We start from the raw sequence: 16834 nt of genomic DNA, 5'->3' as shown, positions 1-16834 counted from the left end.
CCTCGCCGTCGTTTTCCGGGAATGACCCGGAGGATATTGATATTAGGTGGGAGTTGTCACAGATTTTGCCATATCGCAGCGTTAAGAGGGAATTCATGGGCGGAATTCGGCTGCCCGTTGCCCGAAAGCGGCGTTTTCCGCCGCCGAGAGCCGCCGCTGGCGTTCGCGAAATCCTCAAGGAATTGATATAGCTTCACTAAATGATCGCAAGAGATTCCCACCGCCACCATCCCCTTCCCGCTCGCATGACCGCCGGTCTGGTCCCGGCGCTGGCGCTTGCGGCGATGTGCCTGTGGAGCGGTCCGGCGGCAGCCGACTTCCGGCTCTGTAACAATACGTCGAGCCGGGTCGGCATCGCGCTCGGCTACAAGGACGCCGAGGGCTGGACCACCGAGGGCTGGTGGAACGTATCCTCGCGGAGCTGCGAAACCCTGCTGCGCGGGACGCTGGTCGCCCGGTTCTATTACATCTACGCGCTCGACTACGACCGCGGCGGCGAATGGTCGGGGCAGGCTTTCATGTGCTCGCGCGACAAGGAATTCACCATCAAGGGCACCGAGAATTGCCTGGCGCGGGGTTTCGACCGCACCGGCTTCTTCGAGGTCGACACCGGGGAGCAACGCGCCTGGACCGTACAACTCACCGAAGCCAACGAGCAGCCCGCGCAGCGGGTACCGGGAATTCCGGGAACGGTCGGTCCGGGCGGCCCCGGAAACCTTCCGGGCATGTCCAATCCACCGGGCGGGACGGCTCCGGGCGCGTCTGGTCTGCAGCCAGCGCCCGGGACCAAACCATGAGACGTCTGCGCCGCATCAAGATCCTGGCAACGCTTGGCCCCGCATCTTCCGACAGCGCGATGATCCGCCGCCTGTTCGAGGCCGGCGCCGACGTCTTCCGCATCAATATGAGCCATACCTCGCACGACACCATGCGCGAGCTGGTCAAGACCATCCGCAATGTCGAATCGAGCTACGGCCGTCCGATCGGCATCCTGGTCGACCTGCAGGGGCCGAAGCTCCGGCTCGGCTCGTTCGCCGATGGCTCGATCCAGCTCAAGAACGGCGAGAGTTTCGTGCTGGATTCCGACAAGACGCCGGGCGACCACAGCCGCGTCCAGCTTCCGCATCCGGAAATACTGGCGGCGCTGCGGCCGGGCCACGCGCTGTTGCTCGACGACGGCAAGGTGCGCCTGATCGTGGAAGAGACCTCGCCCGAGCGCGCCGTCACCCGCGTCGTGATCGGCGGCAAGATGTCGGATCGCAAGGGCGTCAGCCTGCCCGACACCGACCTGCCGGTCTCGGCGATGACGCCAAAAGACCGCGCCGATCTCGAGGCAGCCTTGGTGACGGGCATCGACTGGGTGGCGCTGTCGTTCGTGCAGCGCGCCGAGGACGTCATCGAGGCCAAGAAGCTGATCCGCGGCCGCGCTTCGGTGATGGCCAAGATCGAAAAGCCGCAGGCGATTGACCGGCTGCCCGAAATCATCGAAGTGTCCGACGCGCTGATGGTGGCGCGCGGCGATCTCGGCGTCGAACTGCCGCTGGAGCGGGTGCCCAGCCTGCAGAAACAAATGACGCGGCTGGCGCGGCGCGCCGGCAAGCCGGTGGTGATCGCAACCCAGATGCTGGAATCGATGATCCAGTCGCCGGTGCCGACCCGCGCCGAGGTCTCCGACGTCGCCACCGCGGTCTATGATGGCGCCGACGCCATCATGCTGTCGGCGGAATCGGCGGCCGGTAAGTTTCCGGTCGAAGCGGTCTCGACCATGAACCGGATCGGCGAAGAGGTCGAACGCGATCCGACCTATCGCGGCGTGCTGACGGCGCAGCGCGCCGAGCCGGAGCCGACTGTCGGCGACGCCATTGCCGACGCCGCGCGGCAGATCGCCGAAACGCTCGATCTGTCCGCGATCATCTGCTGGACCAGTTCGGGCTCGACCGCATTGCGCGTCGCGCGCGAGCGGCCGAAGCCGCCGGTGGTGGCGATCACGCCGAACCTCGCCACCGGGCGCAAGCTGTCCGCGGTCTGGGGCGTGCATTGCGTGGTCGCCGAAGACGCCAAGGATCTCGACGACATGGTCAGCCGCGCCGGCTCAATCGCGTTCCGTGATGGATTTGCCCGCGCCGGCCAGCGCGTCATCATCGTCGCCGGCGTGCCGCTCGGCACCCCCGGCACCACCAACATGGTGCGCATCGCCTCCGTCGGCCCGGACGGCGACGCGGACATGTGAAGGCCTCGTCATTCCTGAGCGCGTCCAGCGTGATCTCGGTGTTGAGCAGCTTCGAGACCGGACAACCGGCCTTTGCCTTGCCTGCCAGCTCCTCGAACGTCGCCTTGTCGGCGCCCGGGATTTTCGCATTCAGCGTGAGATGCACCGGGTTGATGGCGAACCGTCGCCCTGCTTTTCCAGCGTGACGTCGCCCCTGGTTTCCATCTGCTCGGCGGTGAGCCTGGCTTTGCTGAGTATCAGCGACAGCGCCATCGTGAAGCAGGCGGCATGGGCCGCGCCGATCAATTCTTCCGGGTGAACAATTGAGCCCTGCCAAACGACTAATGCGGCGGATCAATTCACGATGGTTTTTGAAGCGAAGCCTGCTACCTCCGGACCAGTGGACATGCCTCGATATCCACGTTGTCGGCGCCAGGGATGCGGTCGCACGCGCGCGATGCGTCAAACTCCAGACCATAGGCACCAAGCAGGTCGTTTCGCGGCGGGCTCCCTTGAAGGTAAAGAGCCCTCACGCCTCCTGCGAGCGGATGGGCAAGCCCCCAACGAATGCGATGGTCGAGCAACCCGCCCGGCGCAATAGGCATCAATATATCGGACAGCTGGTAGGCACGTGAGGCGGGCGGCAGCAACGGAACAACGTATCCGATCGGCTTTTGAAGTATCAGATAGGTCGCAGGCGTCAGCAAGGTGCCGGCGACCTGTGGCCGATAGGGATCGGGACCAAGGGCGTCGCGACCAATCGGCAGACTGCGACCAAATTACGATCGCCAGTGCGACGATGACGGCCGAAACATCGGTGACAGATGAAGTCCGCGGTCCCGTTGGGCCATATAGCGCTTCGATCAACCGCGACAGCAACAGCACGATGAGCGGTGCGGTCATCAATTCGAGCGCAATCGCATAGCGATGGATCGAAAACGTCAGCAGCCACATCCCGTACGTGACCGCGAAAAACAGCAAGAATTGCTTGTCCCGTTGCCGAAAAACCTGGGCATTCCGAAGCAGGCTTGCGCCAACCGCCATCGCAAACAGAACCATGATGACTGCAAAGCGCGGATCCCGGAATGCCCACTCCGAGGAGCGATGATCTCCGATCAGCCAGTAGAATGGATAGGCGGCGGCATCCAGAACGCCGTGCGGCCTGAAACGACGGTCGAGAAACGGCGCCAATGGAGCTTCGGAAGAACGGAAGACCGAATTGAAATATGGAAAGACCGGATTGCCGAATTGCTCCCAAAGCCTCCAGGCCCACGCACCTCCTGTCGCAATCGCGCCCATCGCGCTTCCCGCGGCGAACGCGCCCATCGCCCCGAGCGGACTGCCGACTGCCAGCAGCGATGCCCCGGCGCCGATCAGGAACGTGATGTTGGTCAGCTTCAATCCGACCGCAGCGCCGACCAGCAGACCGGCTATGAAAAGGCGAGCAACTCGCCGCTCGCTCGCAAACAACATCAGGTCAAGGCCCGCGATAATGGGCAGGGCGCAGAGGATGTCGGCAAAGCTGGTGCCGACCTCCGACAGCGTCATCGGGCCGAATGCCGCGACGACGACTGATGCCAAGATGATCCAGTTACTGGCGGAGGAGGTTCCGAGCAGCGTGCGCGATCCCCACCAGATGAGGGCGAGGTTGAGGCCATGAATGGCGCCAAGCAGGACCCCCCAAAGCGGCGCACCGACATAATGCCGCAACAGATAGGCGGGCAGGTAAGGCAGAGGGTTCAGAAATGTCTGAAAGCCGCCCGGCGCGACATCTACATCGAAGCGGCCGTTCAGCAGGGCAAAGGCACCGTATTCATGGTAGTTTCGCCAGTCCCAATTGATGTCTTCACCGCTAAACCAGGTGTAAAGGGCACCGGCGAGAAGCGATCCAAGGATCACGGCCGGCACTGCAAGGTTTTTGCGCGCAATCATAGATTTTCTGCGTCCTCGCGAATCCAGTCCGCATAGGCGCAGAGAGTTGTGAAGAAATTACAACTTTTGATTGAATTGTTCGCCGCGGTAAACGCGGCCCCACCCTGCGTTGGTGGTGTCAAGGCACTTTCGAGCGCGCTTGCTTCGACGACAGGCCGCTGCCCGCCCCTGCCGCGCATGCGCCGTGTGGTTCATTCGGGATCCGTTTCGCGGTTCCCCGACAGCGCTTGGAATTGAATTTGCGCCTTCGCGCTACGCCCCGACCAGCGCCTTCGCCGGCAGCACCGCCTGGACCACGAGGCCTCGGGCGCGGGCGTCCATCACGCCGACGGCGCGCAGCGCCAGCAGCGTCACGGTTTGAACGGCGTCACGCAGTTTCGCGGGATCATCCATGGTATCCGGCGCCAGCGGCCCGACCAGCGATTCATGCAGCGCGCCGAGCAGCGCGCTGGCGGCGAGTGCCGTGTCCTGCGCGGGCAGATGCCCGGCGCGAACCGCGGCGTCGATCCGGGCAGCGATCTCGCCAGCGATCTCGCGGCGGCTGGCGAGCCTTGAAGCCGTGACGTCGACATCGACCGGTTCGGCCAGAATGCCCCAGGCGAGCTTGCGCTGCGACAGCACATGCACCGCGACCGTGGTGACGGCCGCAGCCAGCGCCGAGGACGGCCCGGGAGCGGCGTCGGCGGCGCGGCGGATCGCGGCCAGTTCGTCGCGCGAGACTTCGGCGATCAGTTCCGAAATCAGATCCGCCTTGGAAGGGAAATAGCGGTAGACGGTGCCGGCCGCGACATTGGCGCGGACCGCGACCGGAGCGATCTGCACTGCGGCCATGCCGCCCTCGGCGGCGGCATTCCGCGCCGCCGCCAGAATGGCGCTGCGCCGCGCCGCCAGCCGCTTCACTACCTGATGGGTTCGCCGATAGACCATGGCGCGCGTTTCTCGTCCCGGCATGCGCTCAAGGCCAAACCGGGCCCGGTCCTGAACGTGTGCGTCTTCAGTTGTTCTGCGCGATCTGGCACAGATCGCTTTGAAGAACTGAACACCTATTCAGGCCTGATGACAATACGAATCGCAGCCCTCTTGAGGAAGATTTGCAGGGCGCAGCCTCGATACCCCGCGAAAACCCGGCGAGGTCAAAATGCGCTCGATCGCTGGGCAAGGCCGCCGTCGGGCGACGCCGCCGGCCGGCTGCGCCAAAGCCCGCAGCGGCGCGCGATCAATCCCGACACGATCAGCGTGGCCGCGAATCCCGTCGGCGCCCTCACCAGCGGATAAAACATCAGCAACGCCGCCACCAGCCCGAGCGCAGGCAATTCGTGGCGCGCAAAGCCCCGGCTCAATCCGATGCGGACCAGGAACGCCACCGCAATCGCCAGCACCATGACGTCGTAGAGGAACAGATAGGGCGTGATCAGCAATGTGCCGGCGGCGAGCGCCGCGGCCTTCAACGGATAGCTGACGCGGCTGCGCCACATCAGTGCCAGCAACACCGCAACCGTGCCGCTCAGGATCCATTGAAACACCCATGCCAGTTGTTCGGCGCCGCCGAAATGCCGAACCAGCGCGAAGATGCTTTGCATCTTGCCCCAGGGCGCGCGGCCTTCGGTCAGGAAGGCCTGCGAAAACATCGGCATCCAGTGAAAGAAGGCCTGCCAGCTCTCGGTGCCGAACGCGAGCCAGGACAGCGCCGCCATCGCGACGGCAACGATCCCGGCCGTGACGAACACCGTCCACTGAGACGCTGCGATCAGCACCAGCGGAAACAGGAGCCCGTATTGCGGCTTGTAGCTCAATAGCCCGAGGCAGATGCCGGCGAACACCGGCCGCGCCGGCAACCAGTACAGCGCGCCGCCGATCAGCGACGCCGTGAGGAAGCCATTCTGCCCGACCAGCGTGTTGGTGAGCACCACCGGAAACGCCGCCGCCAGCAGCAGGCCGAACGGCCGCCCGACGATCGCACGCATGACGGCGAGGTAGGGCACGAGGCTGATCGCAGCCCAGCCGATGAAGGCCGCCGCATAGGGAAAATGCACCAGCAGGCTCGCGACGAGCAAGAACGGCGGCGGATAGTGCCAGGCGAAGTTGCCCTCGTAGCTGCGGCCGAGCACCGCGACCTGAACCTGTTTCTGGATCTCCCAGTCATAGGCCCAGGCGGGATGGCCATCGAGCACCAGTTTGCCGGCGGACCAGACGTTGACGAAATCGGTCGGGATACCCAGACCCTTTTCGTCGAAGATCCACCAATGGGCGAAGAACGCCGTTGGGAAGAACGATGCATTGATGACGAACAGCGCAAAGCACACGTTGACCAGCGCCGCCGGGATGGTGCTGCGCTCGCCAGGAAGTGTCGCGGCGGATACGGGCGTGGCCATGCAAGGTCCCTTGCGCGCGCCGCAGCCTCGCGGGAAACGCGCGCCTTCACCAATAGGCAAACAGCCCTTAAGAAATCTTAAGGTCTTGGGGGCGTGCCGGCGGGATTGTGAGGATGGTGCGCATCAACAAAAAACGCGGCGTTGCCGCCGCGTTCTTGAAATCAGCAATCACAGGCCGCTTTACGCCTGCGGCTGCGGCTCCAGCCCGGCGTCGGGACGCGGGCGCGGCTTGCCGGCCGGCGGCACCGCCGAGGCGCGCGGGGTGGTCGGCTCGAGCACCGACTCGCGGTTCGGCTTCTTGCCGTTGAGCAGATCGATGATCTCGTCGCCGCTCAGGGTTTCGAATTCGAGCAGGCCCTTGGCCAGCGCTTCGAGGTCGCCGCGCTTCTCGGTCAGGATCTTGGTGGCTTCGTTGTAGCCTTCCTCGACCAGCCGCCTGATTTCGCTGTCGATCTTCTGCACGGTGGCTTCAGACGCGTTCTGGGTGCGCGATACCGACATCCCGAGGAAAACCTCATCCTGGTTCTCGCCATAGGATACGGTGCCGAGTTCTTCCGACAGACCCCAGCGCGTCACCATCATCCGGGCCAGCCGGGTGGCCTGCTCGATATCGGAGGCCGCACCCGAGGTGACCTTCTCGCGGCCGAACACCAGTTCTTCGGCGACGCGTCCGCCCATCATGATGGCAAGGCGCGAGGTCATCTGCTCGAGCGACATCGACAGCTTGTCGCGCTCGGGCAGCTGCATCACCATGCCGAGCGCACGGCCGCGCGGAATGATGGTGGCCTTGTGGATCGGATCGGTCGCAATCACGTTGAGGCCGACGATGGCATGGCCGCCTTCGTGGTAGGCGGTCAGCATCTTCTCTTCCTCGGTCATGACCAGCGACTTGCGCTCGGCGCCCATCATGACCTTGTCTTTGGCTTCCTCGAACTCGGCCTGGGTCACCATGCGCTTGTTGCGGCGCGCGGCGGTCAGGGCGGCTTCGTTGACGAGGTTCATCAGGTCGGCGCCGGAGAAACCGGGCGTGCCGCGGGCGATGGTTTTGAGGTTGATATCCGGCGCCAGCGGCACCTTGCGGACGTGAACCTTGAGGATCTGTTCGCGGCCGACGACGTCCGGATTCGGCACCACCACCTGGCGGTCGAAGCGGCCGGGGCGCAGCAGCGCGGGATCGAGCACGTCGGGACGGTTGGTCGCGGCGATCAGGATCACGCCTTCATTGGCCTCGAAGCCGTCCATCTCGACCAGCAACTGATTCAGCGTCTGCTCGCGCTCGTCATTGCCGCCGCCGAGACCGGCGCCGCGATGGCGGCCGACCGCATCGATTTCGTCGATGAAGATGATGCAGGGCGCGTTCTTCTTGGCCTGCTCGAACATGTCGCGGACGCGAGAGGCGCCGACGCCGACGAACATTTCGACGAAGTCGGAGCCCGAAATCGTGAAGAACGGCACGTTGGCTTCGCCGGCGACCGCGCGCGCGATCAGCGTCTTGCCGGTGCCGGGAGGGCCGACCAGAAGCACGCCGCGCGGAATCCGTCCGCCCAGCCGTTGATATTTGCCGGGATCGCGCAGGAATTCGACGATCTCCTGCAGGTCCTGCTTGGCCTCGTCGACGCCGGCAACGTCCTCGAACGTCACCCGGCCATGCGCTTCGGTGAGCATCTTGGCCCGCGACTTGCCAAAGCCCATCGCCTTGCCGGCACCGCCCTGCATCTGCCGCGACAGGAAGATCCAGACGCCGATCAGCGCGATGAAGGGTAGCCAGGAAACCAGCAGCGACACGAACCACGGCACGTTGTCGCCGGGCGGTTTCGCGGTGATCGAGACCTTGCCGTTATAGAGGCGCGAGACCAGCGTCGGGTCGTTCGGCGCATAGGTCTGGAAGCTCGAGCCGTTGGTGAAGGTGCCGTGGATTTCCGGCCCCTGGATGACGACGTCGCGGACGTGATTGGCGTCGACCTCGGTCAGCAGCTGCGAGAACGAGATGTCCTGCGAGGACGCGCGCTGACCCGGATTCTGGAAGAGCGTGAACAGTGCCAACAACAGCAAAACAATAATGACCCAGAGGGCGAAATTGCGCAGATTGGCGTTCATTGATCTTCCTTCGTGGTCGCGCGGATCGCGGCCTTATGTCCTTGGGCAAGCACGAGGGAATCCCCCGGTCGGCTGCATTACAATCTAGGTGCCGCCCCGGTCGATGCCAAGGGAACCACGCAGGACTATTTAACGCATCCTAGCCGGATTCCTGCTCAAATAATGGCGGTAAAATCGGTGTTTTCCGGGGTGGTTAAGACTCCGATCCGGCCGCTATTCCGGCCGGCGGCGGCGCGGCGGCGCCGGCTCGACGCGAATCCGGCCGCCGGTCAGGCTCACCAGCGCCCCGGCGAGGGTCTGTTTCAGCCCAGGCCGAATCATTGGCCGATTTCCTGGCCGATCGGGCTTCGGCCGGCGGCTTTCGGGCTTTTCCGCCACCGCTTGGTCGAGGGCCACCAGCAGGGCTTCGACCTTACCGAGTTCCGCCGGCCCCTCATGGCCGAACCGCTCGATCGCGCGCTTGAGCAGCCGAAGCCGGATTTCCTCGGGCATGGCGGCAAAGGCCGTCGCGTCAAAGGTCTTGGCATCAAGGGAATTGGCATCAAGGGATCTGGCGCCGGGTCCGGCACCCGAGACGATGCGGTCCCGCAGCGCCAGATAGCGCTCGGCGCCATCGGCCAGCACTTCCACCGCGGCGTTGGCCCGGGCCAGCCTTTGAGCCAGCCGCGCCAGGTTGCGCGCATCGCCGCCCTCGGCGGCGAGCGCGGGCATCAGGGCGCGCAGCCGCGGACGCGTGAAGCTCACATCGCGGTTGGTCGGATCGTCGGCGAAGCCGAGCTTGGCCTTGTGCAGCGTCGCGATCAGCCGCGACTTCGAAACGTCGAGAAACGGGCGCGCCAGCCGCACGCCGTCGCGTTCGGTTTCGTGCGCCATCGCCGCAAGACCATGGATGCCGCTGCCGCGCAGCATCCGCATCAGCAGCGTTTCGGCCTGATCGTCGCGGGTGTGCGCGGTGAGGATGTGGGTGGCGCCGCTCTGCCGCGCCGCCTTCGCCAGCAGGCGGTAGCGCGCGACGCGCGCCGCCGCCGGCAATCCGGTGGTGGGCTTCGGGCCGGTCCAGCGCAGCGTGCGATGCTCCAGATCGAGCGTGCGCGCCAGCCGCTTCACCTCACGCGCCTCGGCGGCGGCTTCCGCGCGCAGGCCATGATCGACGGTAACGGCGACCAGGCGCGGACCGCGCGTCAAAGCGCTGCGCCAGCGCGCCGCGAGCCACATCAAGGCGATTGAATCGGGGCCGCCGGAAACCGCGAGCAGAAGCGCAGGCGCGGTTTTCCAGTCCGCGAACAGACGTTTCGCGTCGCTCACCGAAATCGGGAAATCGTCGTCGTCGGGCATGGCTCCGCCGACCATAGCGCTTTCAGGCGAAGTGGGTACCGGTTGGCTTGAAGAAAACGCGTCGAAACAGGATTTTGCCGAACCCGAAGGACTTTAGCACTTGATCCGTTTCTGCTCACGGTCGACGGCCGCTTTGACGCCGCCCGAGGCGCGGGGATATTTCCGGATCACCTCGCCGAGCGCCGCACAGGCGGCTTCCTTCTCTTTCAGCGCCGCCAGCGACTGGCCGAGCCGCAGCAGGGCGTCGGGGGCCTTCGCCGATTTGTCGAATTTGGTGGTCACTGCGAGGAAGGATTCCGCGGCGTCACGATAGAGCTGGCGCTGGAAGAAGCTCTCGCCCAGCCAGTATTGCGAATCCGCCATCAGGGGATCGCTGGGGTATTTCTGCGCGAAGCTGCGCATGGTCTCTTCGGCCAGTGCGTAGTCCTTGCGCTGCATATAGCCGATGCCGAGGTCGAACTCGTCCTTCGGGGTCGCCGACGGCGGCAGCGTCGTTAGCGCCGCGCCCGCGCCGGGACTTCGCGGCGCCTGCGGCGGCAAGGCGCCGGGTGGATTGCGCTGGCCTCCGGTGTTCGCCAGATCGAGCGGTTCGCCCGCTCCGCGGCCGCCGGGAGCGCCGATCGGCGCCTCGGCCGGCATCGGCAGCTGGCCGCCGCCCAGCGCGCGCGGCGCGCCGGGGGCATTGGGATTCTGGGCGGGATCGAACGCGTCGCCACGGCGCCGGCCCGGTGCCGCCGGCACGCCCTGTGGCGGTTCCTGGACGATCGGCGCCGGCGCGGCAATCTGCTGGTCGTGAGCCGGTTGGGGCTGCCGCAGCGGGGGCTGCACCGGCGGGGCGGCCGCGACGCCGGGCTGGGGCGGGGCAATCGGGGACTGGCCGGGCGCGGCTTGCGCGCCGCCCTGGAGCGCCCTCAGGCGCTCCTCGAGCTGCCGGTTGCGGTATTGCAGTTCCTCGTTCTGGCCGGTGAGTTGCCGCAGCTGGTTCTCGAGCCGCTGGATCCGCATTTCCAGGTCGGTATCGTCCGACTGCGCAAAGGTCTGGGATGACAGCGCCAGCATCGCGGCGATCGCCGCGGCGCGGGCAATTCCATGAAATCTGGATGACATTTTGGCCTGACGACGGGATCGGCGTGACATCGAAAGCGGAACCACATTGAGAGAGCGAGTACGCCAGAATTGTGACTGAGACAGACTACCGGCGGAAACAGCCTGCCCAAAACGAAACCGGCGCCCCTGGGGCGCCGGCGAACAACTTTGCGGGAGGCGAACGCTTACGAGCTGGCGTTCAACACCGTGACGGCACGGCGGTTCTGCGACCAGCAGGAGATGTCGTTACAGACCGCGACCGGGCGTTCCTTGCCGTAGGAGATGGTCCGCATCCGGCTCGGATCGACGCCGCGCGAGGCGAGATAGCTGCGCACCGACTGGGCGCGGCGCGCGCCGAGCGCGATGTTGTATTCACGGGTGCCGCGCTCGTCGGCATGGCCTTCGATGGTAAAGGCATAGCGGTTATAGGTCTGCAGCCACTGCGCCTGCTTTTCCAGGGTCGCGATCGCCTGCGGCGACAGCTCGGTCTGGTCGCTCTCGAAGAACACGCGGTCGCCGACATTGACCACGAAATCCTGCTGGCTGCCCGGGGTTGCCGCACTCGCCATTGCGCCCTCGGCGCCGACGTTCTTGTTGGCGCAAGCGCCCATCGACAGCGCCACCGCGAGCACCGCGGCCAGCTTCAATCCCTGGAGGATACGCATCTGGTATTTCATTCCGGAGCCTCCACGCTCACGTTTTTCGACTGTTGTCCGGTCTACAGGGCGATGGTTAAGCGAACGTTCCGTCAACCTTGATGGGATGTTGCCAGACCCGATCAAATGCCGACAAACGGCGAAAAGCAATCGCGATAGTTAATGATTTGTAAATGTGGCGCGAGGGTGAAGGCAAGCGCGCGCGGGACCGCCATGACCGGTTTTTCGGCCGACGGAATCGAATCGCAGGGTTGAGTCCGGCAAACCGGCGGCCCGGAGACCGGCCCGGTGGTCCGGGTCGAAGCTCCAGAATCGAGTCTCCAGAGTTCGGTCTAGGTGCCGATCTGGCAGGGCTGCGGGGCAAGCGAGGTGCCCTCGAACGGAGCGACATCGGCCGGCGCCGAGCGGCGTTCGAACAACATGCGTCGTTCGAAGGCGGTCGAGCGCATCATGGGATAGCGCTCGAAAACCTTGTCACGCATGGTTGGGAAATCCGCCGCCATCAATCCGACCGGCTTCAAAAGGCCCGGGAAGAAACGCGGCTCGGCAATGGTCCTGTGCAGGAACACGCGGCGATAAAACGCCTGGTGCTCGGCGCGAACGATCGCGAGCCCGATATCGGCGTTGAAATATTCGCACGCCATATAAGCCAGGCGAAGCGTCACATAGGGCAGCTCCGGAAACCGCCTCGCCTTGTCGGGATCGGCAACGAACCGCGCCGGATCGATGATGACCTGGCCCCGATCGAGCATGGGGTTGAGGATTTCGCCGAACGCCTCATTCGAACAGGACTGCCGCCATTCGGACGTCAGCACGCTGATCCGGACGGAGCTATAGAGTTCCCCGAAAAGGTAAACGCCAAAGGTCCATGAGTTGGGCAGATCGTCATACTGATCGGTGACGCGCTGGTCGGCGGAGGGCTGGACCGCCCCCTCGCGCAGGTAGGCCCGGTACCGAAGGTTGTAGATCTTCTCTTTTTCCTCAGGCGTCTGCGCCAGACGATAATCGACTTGATCCAGCAGGTCCGAACTCCGTCCCATAGCCGCGATAGATGGTTCGGCTGCGGACCTCATGCGATACTCCTTACGACTTCCCAACAACTTATGCGCGTAGGAGAAAAGATTAACAGCTTCTTAACGAAGATGCAAAGGAATCGAGGTGTTAGGGTTAACCCGAACGGCTTGAATTATGTGCCGGACAGCGCAGCCGGGGAAGCAATTCCATTTTGCGGGCTGCGGGGAATTCAGGCGATCGATCGTGAAGGCAGCACCAGCACCTGCGGCTCCTCCGGCAGGCGGCGGCCGTGGGAAGCATTCAGCAGCTGGCGCACCCGCACCGCCGGCACCGGCCGGCTGAACAGGTAGCCCTGCGCCTCGGTCACGGTGCCGTCGGCGCTGATCAATTCCAGTTGCTCGTTGGTCTCGATGCCCTCGACCACGACCGACATTCCGAGATCGGCGGAAAGCCGCGCCACGCCGCGCAGCAGCGTCAGCGGACGATCGGTATCGATGCCTTCCAGGAACGAACGGTCGATCTTCACCTTCTGCAGCGGGAAATTGTGCAGATAGCTCAGGCTCGAATAGCCGGTGCCGAAATCATCCAGTGAGATTCTCACCCCGAGCGCGTGCAACTGGGACAGCACGTCGTGGGTCAGTTGGGTGTTGCGCAACAGCGAGCTTTCGGTGATCTCGATTTCGAGACGGTGCGCGGGCAGGCCGGAGACCTCGAGCGCATACCGGACCTCGCTCAGCACGTCGCGCTGATGGAACTGCTGCGGAGAGAAGTTGACCGCGACGCAGACGGCTTCGGGCCATTTCATGCATTCCATGCAGGCCTTGCGCAGGATCCAGCGGCCGAGGTCGACGATGAGACCCATATCCTCGGCGACCGGGATGATGTCGATCGGGGAAACCGTGCCCCGCACCGGATGATTCCAGCGCAGCAGCGCTTCGCAGGTCGCGATCCGCCCCGACTTGAGATTGACCAGCGGCTGATAGAACAGCTCGAATTCCTCGTTGGCCAGCGCCTTGCGCAGGTCGAGTTCCAGGATGCGGCGCGCCTCGACGGTTTGCGCCATCTCGTCGCGGAAGAAGCAGAAGGTTCCGCGGCCGTCCGCCTTGGCGCGGTAGAGCGCCATGTCGGCGTTCTTCAACAGCGTATCGGCGCTCATGCCCGGCGCCGTCATCGCGATGCCGACACTGGCGCCGATCTCGACCAGGTGGTTGTCGATCTTGTAGCGCTCGCTCAGGTGCTCGACGATCCGCCGGGCGAGAATGGCGGCTTCCTCGTTCGATTTGATGTTCTGCTGGAACACCACGAATTCGTCGCCGCCGAAGCGCGCCACGAAATCTTCCGGGCGCAGCATGGCGCGCAGCCGGTCGGCGACCGCGCACAACAGCTGGTCGCCGCAGGGATGCCCCAGGGTGTCGTTGACCTGTTTGAACTGATCGAGGTCGACGAACAGCAAGGCCGACAACTGATCGGCATCGTGCGGTATCGCCAGCAGACGCTCGATCTCGTCGCGGAAATTAACCCGGTTGGGAAGCGCCGTCAGTTCGTCGTAACGCGCCAGATGCGTAATTCTGGCTTCCGCATTGCGCCGCTCGGTGATGTCTTCCAGCAGCATGACCGCGCCGCCGCCGGCCATCGGCTGGAACGTCCAGGACAGCGACCGGCCTCTGGCCACGTCGGGATCGGTGGTGATGATGTCCCTCGCCTGGGTATTCTCGATTTCCGAAAGGATCATCTTGCCGCTCGCGGCCGAAACCGATCCGCCGGTGACACAGGCCGCGATGATGTCGCGCGCGCTGGCACCGCGCTCCACGAGATCGTCGGACAGGTTCATCATGGCGCTGAAGCGATGATTCATGACGGCAAGCCGCCCGTCGGCCGCGAACATGCACAGGCCGTGGGGCATGTTGTTCAGCGCGGTATCGAACTGGCCGGCTAGAGCCGCTTCCCTGAAACTCGAGGTCAGCGCCTTGACGAAGATGGCATGAAGACTGAGATTGATGCCTTTCAGGCCGATGAAGAACAACACCAGCAACACGGCGAGGCCGATGTAATAGAATCCGCCATTCAGCGCCAGCGCCAGCGACATCGGCCCGCACGCCAGCAGGATGTGATATTGAACGAGCCTCGGGCGGCCGTAGTTGCGGGCCGCGGCTCCGGCGGTGTAGCCGACCGTCACGGCGACGCTGAGCATATGCGCGACGGTATCGTCGCTACCGAGAATGGTGATGAAGCACCAGACGCCGAGCACCCCGGCGTATATCATGGCGCCGACGGCGTAACGCGGCTCCAGATGCTTTGCCTGATTGAACGTCAGCACCGACGTGCGGCGTTCGTATTTGCGCATCTGAAACGCGCGGATGGTGCCGATTCCGACGATCAGAACCGCGCACGGCCACAGCAGCAGATTGCCCGTCTTGAGCGCCGTCATCACCGCCGCGGTCGCTGCGGAAGCCGAGCCGATCAGCATCGGCCAAAAATTCTGCAACATGGAATCGACCAGAGCCGCGTACAATACGGGCTCGAGTTCTTCCTGATTGCTTCGCTTTTTCTGATCGACCAACTGCATCGCGCGCGCATACGTCCTTTTTCAGGGCGTAGTTCTACCTGCCGCAGATGAAGTCTTTCTGAGGGAATATCGTTACCGTATCCTTTTCACGGTCTTCGAAAAACGGAAATGTGCCCGCTAATTCAGCAAGCTAGGCAAGCTTTGCCGGGCACCGGCAGCGGCGTTGCGCCAAAGCGGAGGGTGTCGGCGCCGAATTCAGGATAACAGCGGCGACCAGGCCGGATCGGACGCGAACCCCGGGGTCGGAACCTTCTGTTCATTACGTCCGGAAATGTCCACCGTGTAGAGCGAAGGTCCGCCGCTGCCGCCGGGATCGCGGAAGAACATCACGACGCGGCCGTTCGGCGCAAAGGTCGGGCCCTCATTGTGGAACCCGGAGGTGAGAAGCCGCTCGCCCGAACCGTCGGTCTTCATGATGCCGATGGAAAACTGTCCGCCGCCCTGCTTGGTGAAGGCGATGTAATCGCCGCGCGGCGACCACACCGGCGTCGAATAGCTCCCCTCGCCGAACGATATGCGCTGCGCCGGCCCGCCGGTCGCCGCCATCACATAGATCTGCGGCTTGCCTCCGCGGTCGGATTCGAAACAGATCCGTGTGCCGTCGGGCGAATAGGACGGCGAGGTGTCGATCGCCGGCGTGTCGGTCAGGCGGGTGGTCGATTTCGAGCGCAGATCCATCACGAACAGGTTCGAATTGCCGCCCTGCTGCAGGCTCATGATCACGCGCTGGCCGTCCGGCGAGAAGCGCGGCGAGAACGACATGCCGGGAAAATTGCCGACGATCTCGCGCTGCCCGGTCTCGATGTTGAACAGGTAGACGCGCGGGTCGCCCTGGCCGAATTCCATATAGGTGATTTCCTGGGTCGACGGCGAGAACCGCGGCGTCAGCACCAGATCGGCGCCCCTGGTCAAATAGCGGACGTTGGCGCCGTCCTGGTCCATCAGCGCCAGCCGCTTGACGCGCCGCTCCTTGGAGCCGGTCTCGTCCACGAACACCACGCGGCTGTCGAAATAGCCCTTCTCGCCGGTCAGGCGCTCGTAGATCTGGTCGGAAATGATATGCGCGATCCGCCGCCAGTATTCCGGCGAGGTGAAGTACTGCTGGCCAGCGAGCTGCTGAGCGGTGTTGACGTCCCAGAGGCGGAATTCGGCCTTCAGCCGCCCGTCGTTCTGGCGGGTCATGCGGCCGGTCACCAGCGCCTGCGCGTTGATGGTCTTCCAGTTCTGGAACTGCGGCGCCGCGTCGATATTGATGACCTTTTCGATGTAGGCCGCCTGGTCGATCGGCGCGAACAATCCGCTGCGCTTGAGGTTGTTGGTGATGACCTGGGTCACGCCGACGCCGACCTCGGCATCACCAGGCGTTCCCGCCGCAAAGTTCGGGATTGCGATCGGAAGCGGCGCGAAGTCGCCCTCGGGAATGACCACCCGCTTTGGCCCCTGGGCGAAGGCATTGCGGGCGGAGCCGCCCGTCACCATGCCGAGCGCGGCCATTCCAGAAATCAGCTGCCGGCGGCTCAGGCGAAACGGCATCTCAGGCAATTCGTTCTTGTCAGTCATTGTTTGC

At 64.4% G+C, this 16834-nt stretch carries 12 protein-coding genes and 1 pseudogene; 2 read left to right on the top strand and 11 right to left on the bottom strand.

Annotated features, from left to right (window positions below; translation table 11 throughout):
* The first annotated feature begins 200 nt into the window (after window positions 1-200).
* Window positions 201-797: a DUF1036 domain-containing protein gene (locus tag KMZ68_RS05070; RefSeq protein WP_215614779.1), complete on the top strand. Its 597-nt coding sequence runs from the start codon at window positions 201-203 to the stop codon at window positions 795-797.
* A complete protein-coding gene (gene pyk / locus KMZ68_RS05065; protein ID WP_215614778.1) occupies window positions 794-2230 on the top strand; it encodes a pyruvate kinase in 1437 nt (478 codons plus the stop codon). Before KMZ68_RS05070 ends, pyk begins: the two co-directional genes overlap by 4 nt.
* A gap of 19 nt (window positions 2231-2249) precedes the next feature.
* Here the strand turns inward: pyk and KMZ68_RS05060 are convergent.
* The 11 genes and pseudogenes from KMZ68_RS05060 to tolB all read right to left on the bottom strand — a co-directional run.
* Window positions 2250-2527, bottom strand: a pseudogene (locus KMZ68_RS05060) (OsmC family peroxiredoxin); the annotation flags it as partial.
* 144 nt (window positions 2528-2671) lie between these two features.
* Entirely contained in the window at window positions 2672-4141 is a 1470-nt protein-coding gene (locus KMZ68_RS05055; protein WP_371741413.1) for a hypothetical protein, read from the bottom strand.
* A gap of 252 nt (window positions 4142-4393) precedes the next feature.
* A complete protein-coding gene (locus tag KMZ68_RS05050; RefSeq protein ID WP_215614777.1) occupies window positions 4394-5068 on the bottom strand; it encodes a TetR/AcrR family transcriptional regulator in 675 nt (224 codons plus the stop codon).
* A 206-nt stretch (window positions 5069-5274) separates the two neighbouring features.
* Complete coding sequence (locus tag KMZ68_RS05045; RefSeq protein WP_215614776.1) at window positions 5275-6513, bottom strand: glycosyltransferase family 87 protein; 1239 nt, start codon at window positions 6511-6513, stop codon at window positions 5275-5277.
* A gap of 180 nt (window positions 6514-6693) precedes the next feature.
* Complete coding sequence (ftsH, locus tag KMZ68_RS05040; protein ID WP_215614775.1) at window positions 6694-8610, bottom strand: ATP-dependent zinc metalloprotease FtsH; 1917 nt, start codon at window positions 8608-8610, stop codon at window positions 6694-6696.
* A gap of 213 nt (window positions 8611-8823) precedes the next feature.
* Window positions 8824-9945, bottom strand: coding sequence for a tRNA lysidine(34) synthetase TilS (gene tilS / locus KMZ68_RS05035; RefSeq protein WP_215614774.1), 1122 nt, complete (start codon window positions 9943-9945; stop codon window positions 8824-8826).
* Window positions 9946-10038: 93 nt separating this feature from the next.
* Window positions 10039-11052, bottom strand: a complete 1014-nt coding sequence (gene ybgF, locus KMZ68_RS05030; protein WP_215614773.1) for a tol-pal system protein YbgF — start codon at window positions 11050-11052, stop codon at window positions 10039-10041.
* A 164-nt stretch (window positions 11053-11216) separates the two neighbouring features.
* Window positions 11217-11708 (bottom strand): peptidoglycan-associated lipoprotein Pal, encoded by a 492-nt coding sequence (gene pal / locus KMZ68_RS05025; RefSeq protein ID WP_215614772.1) that lies wholly within the window; start codon window positions 11706-11708, stop codon window positions 11217-11219.
* A 311-nt stretch (window positions 11709-12019) separates the two neighbouring features.
* On the bottom strand, window positions 12020-12760 hold the full coding sequence (locus KMZ68_RS05020) for an N-acyl amino acid synthase FeeM domain-containing protein (RefSeq protein ID WP_249779523.1): 741 nt from the start codon (window positions 12758-12760) through the stop codon (window positions 12020-12022).
* A gap of 170 nt (window positions 12761-12930) precedes the next feature.
* Window positions 12931-15267: a putative bifunctional diguanylate cyclase/phosphodiesterase gene (locus tag KMZ68_RS05015; RefSeq protein WP_215614771.1), complete on the bottom strand. Its 2337-nt coding sequence runs from the start codon at window positions 15265-15267 to the stop codon at window positions 12931-12933.
* Window positions 15268-15462: 195 nt separating this feature from the next.
* The gene (gene tolB, locus KMZ68_RS05010) at window positions 15463-16800 is read right to left on the bottom strand and encodes a Tol-Pal system beta propeller repeat protein TolB (protein WP_215616196.1); all 1338 of its coding nucleotides are present in this window, start codon (window positions 16798-16800) and stop codon (window positions 15463-15465) included.
* Between the last annotated feature and the right edge of the window lie 34 nt (window positions 16801-16834).

It is taken from the genome of Bradyrhizobium sediminis (genome assembly GCF_018736105.1).
Lineage (GTDB): Bacteria > Pseudomonadota > Alphaproteobacteria > Rhizobiales > Xanthobacteraceae > Bradyrhizobium.
Note: the sequence above shows the minus strand (reverse complement) of the source record. Positions and strands in the feature narration are given on the sequence as shown.

What these genes read in the sequence shown, in the direction of transcription:
- pyk (WP_215614778.1), top strand. Translation starts at nt 794, where the DNA reads ATGAGACGTCTGCGCCGCATCAAGATCCTGGCAACGCTTGGCCCCGCA.
- KMZ68_RS05055 (WP_371741413.1), bottom strand. Translation starts at nt 4,141, where the DNA reads ATGATTGCGCGCAAAAACCTTGCAGTGCCGGCCGTGATCCTTGGATCG.
- KMZ68_RS05020 (WP_249779523.1), bottom strand. Translation starts at nt 12,760, where the DNA reads ATGAGGTCCGCAGCCGAACCATCTATCGCGGCTATGGGACGGAGTTCG.
- KMZ68_RS05045 (WP_215614776.1), bottom strand. Translation starts at nt 6,513, where the DNA reads ATGGCCACGCCCGTATCCGCCGCGACACTTCCTGGCGAGCGCAGCACC.
- KMZ68_RS05015 (WP_215614771.1), bottom strand. Translation starts at nt 15,267, where the DNA reads ATGCAGTTGGTCGATCAGAAAAAGCGAAGCAATCAGGAAGAACTCGAG.
- ybgF (WP_215614773.1), bottom strand. Translation starts at nt 11,052, where the DNA reads ATGTCATCCAGATTTCATGGAATTGCCCGCGCCGCGGCGATCGCCGCG.
- pal (WP_215614772.1), bottom strand. Translation starts at nt 11,708, where the DNA reads ATGAAATACCAGATGCGTATCCTCCAGGGATTGAAGCTGGCCGCGGTG.
- tilS (WP_215614774.1), bottom strand. Translation starts at nt 9,945, where the DNA reads ATGCCCGACGACGACGATTTCCCGATTTCGGTGAGCGACGCGAAACGT.
- KMZ68_RS05070 (WP_215614779.1), top strand. Translation starts at nt 201, where the DNA reads ATGATCGCAAGAGATTCCCACCGCCACCATCCCCTTCCCGCTCGCATG.
- KMZ68_RS05050 (WP_215614777.1), bottom strand. Translation starts at nt 5,068, where the DNA reads ATGGTCTATCGGCGAACCCATCAGGTAGTGAAGCGGCTGGCGGCGCGG.
- tolB (WP_215616196.1), bottom strand. Translation starts at nt 16,800, where the DNA reads ATGCCGTTTCGCCTGAGCCGCCGGCAGCTGATTTCTGGAATGGCCGCG.
- ftsH (WP_215614775.1), bottom strand. Translation starts at nt 8,610, where the DNA reads ATGAACGCCAATCTGCGCAATTTCGCCCTCTGGGTCATTATTGTTTTG.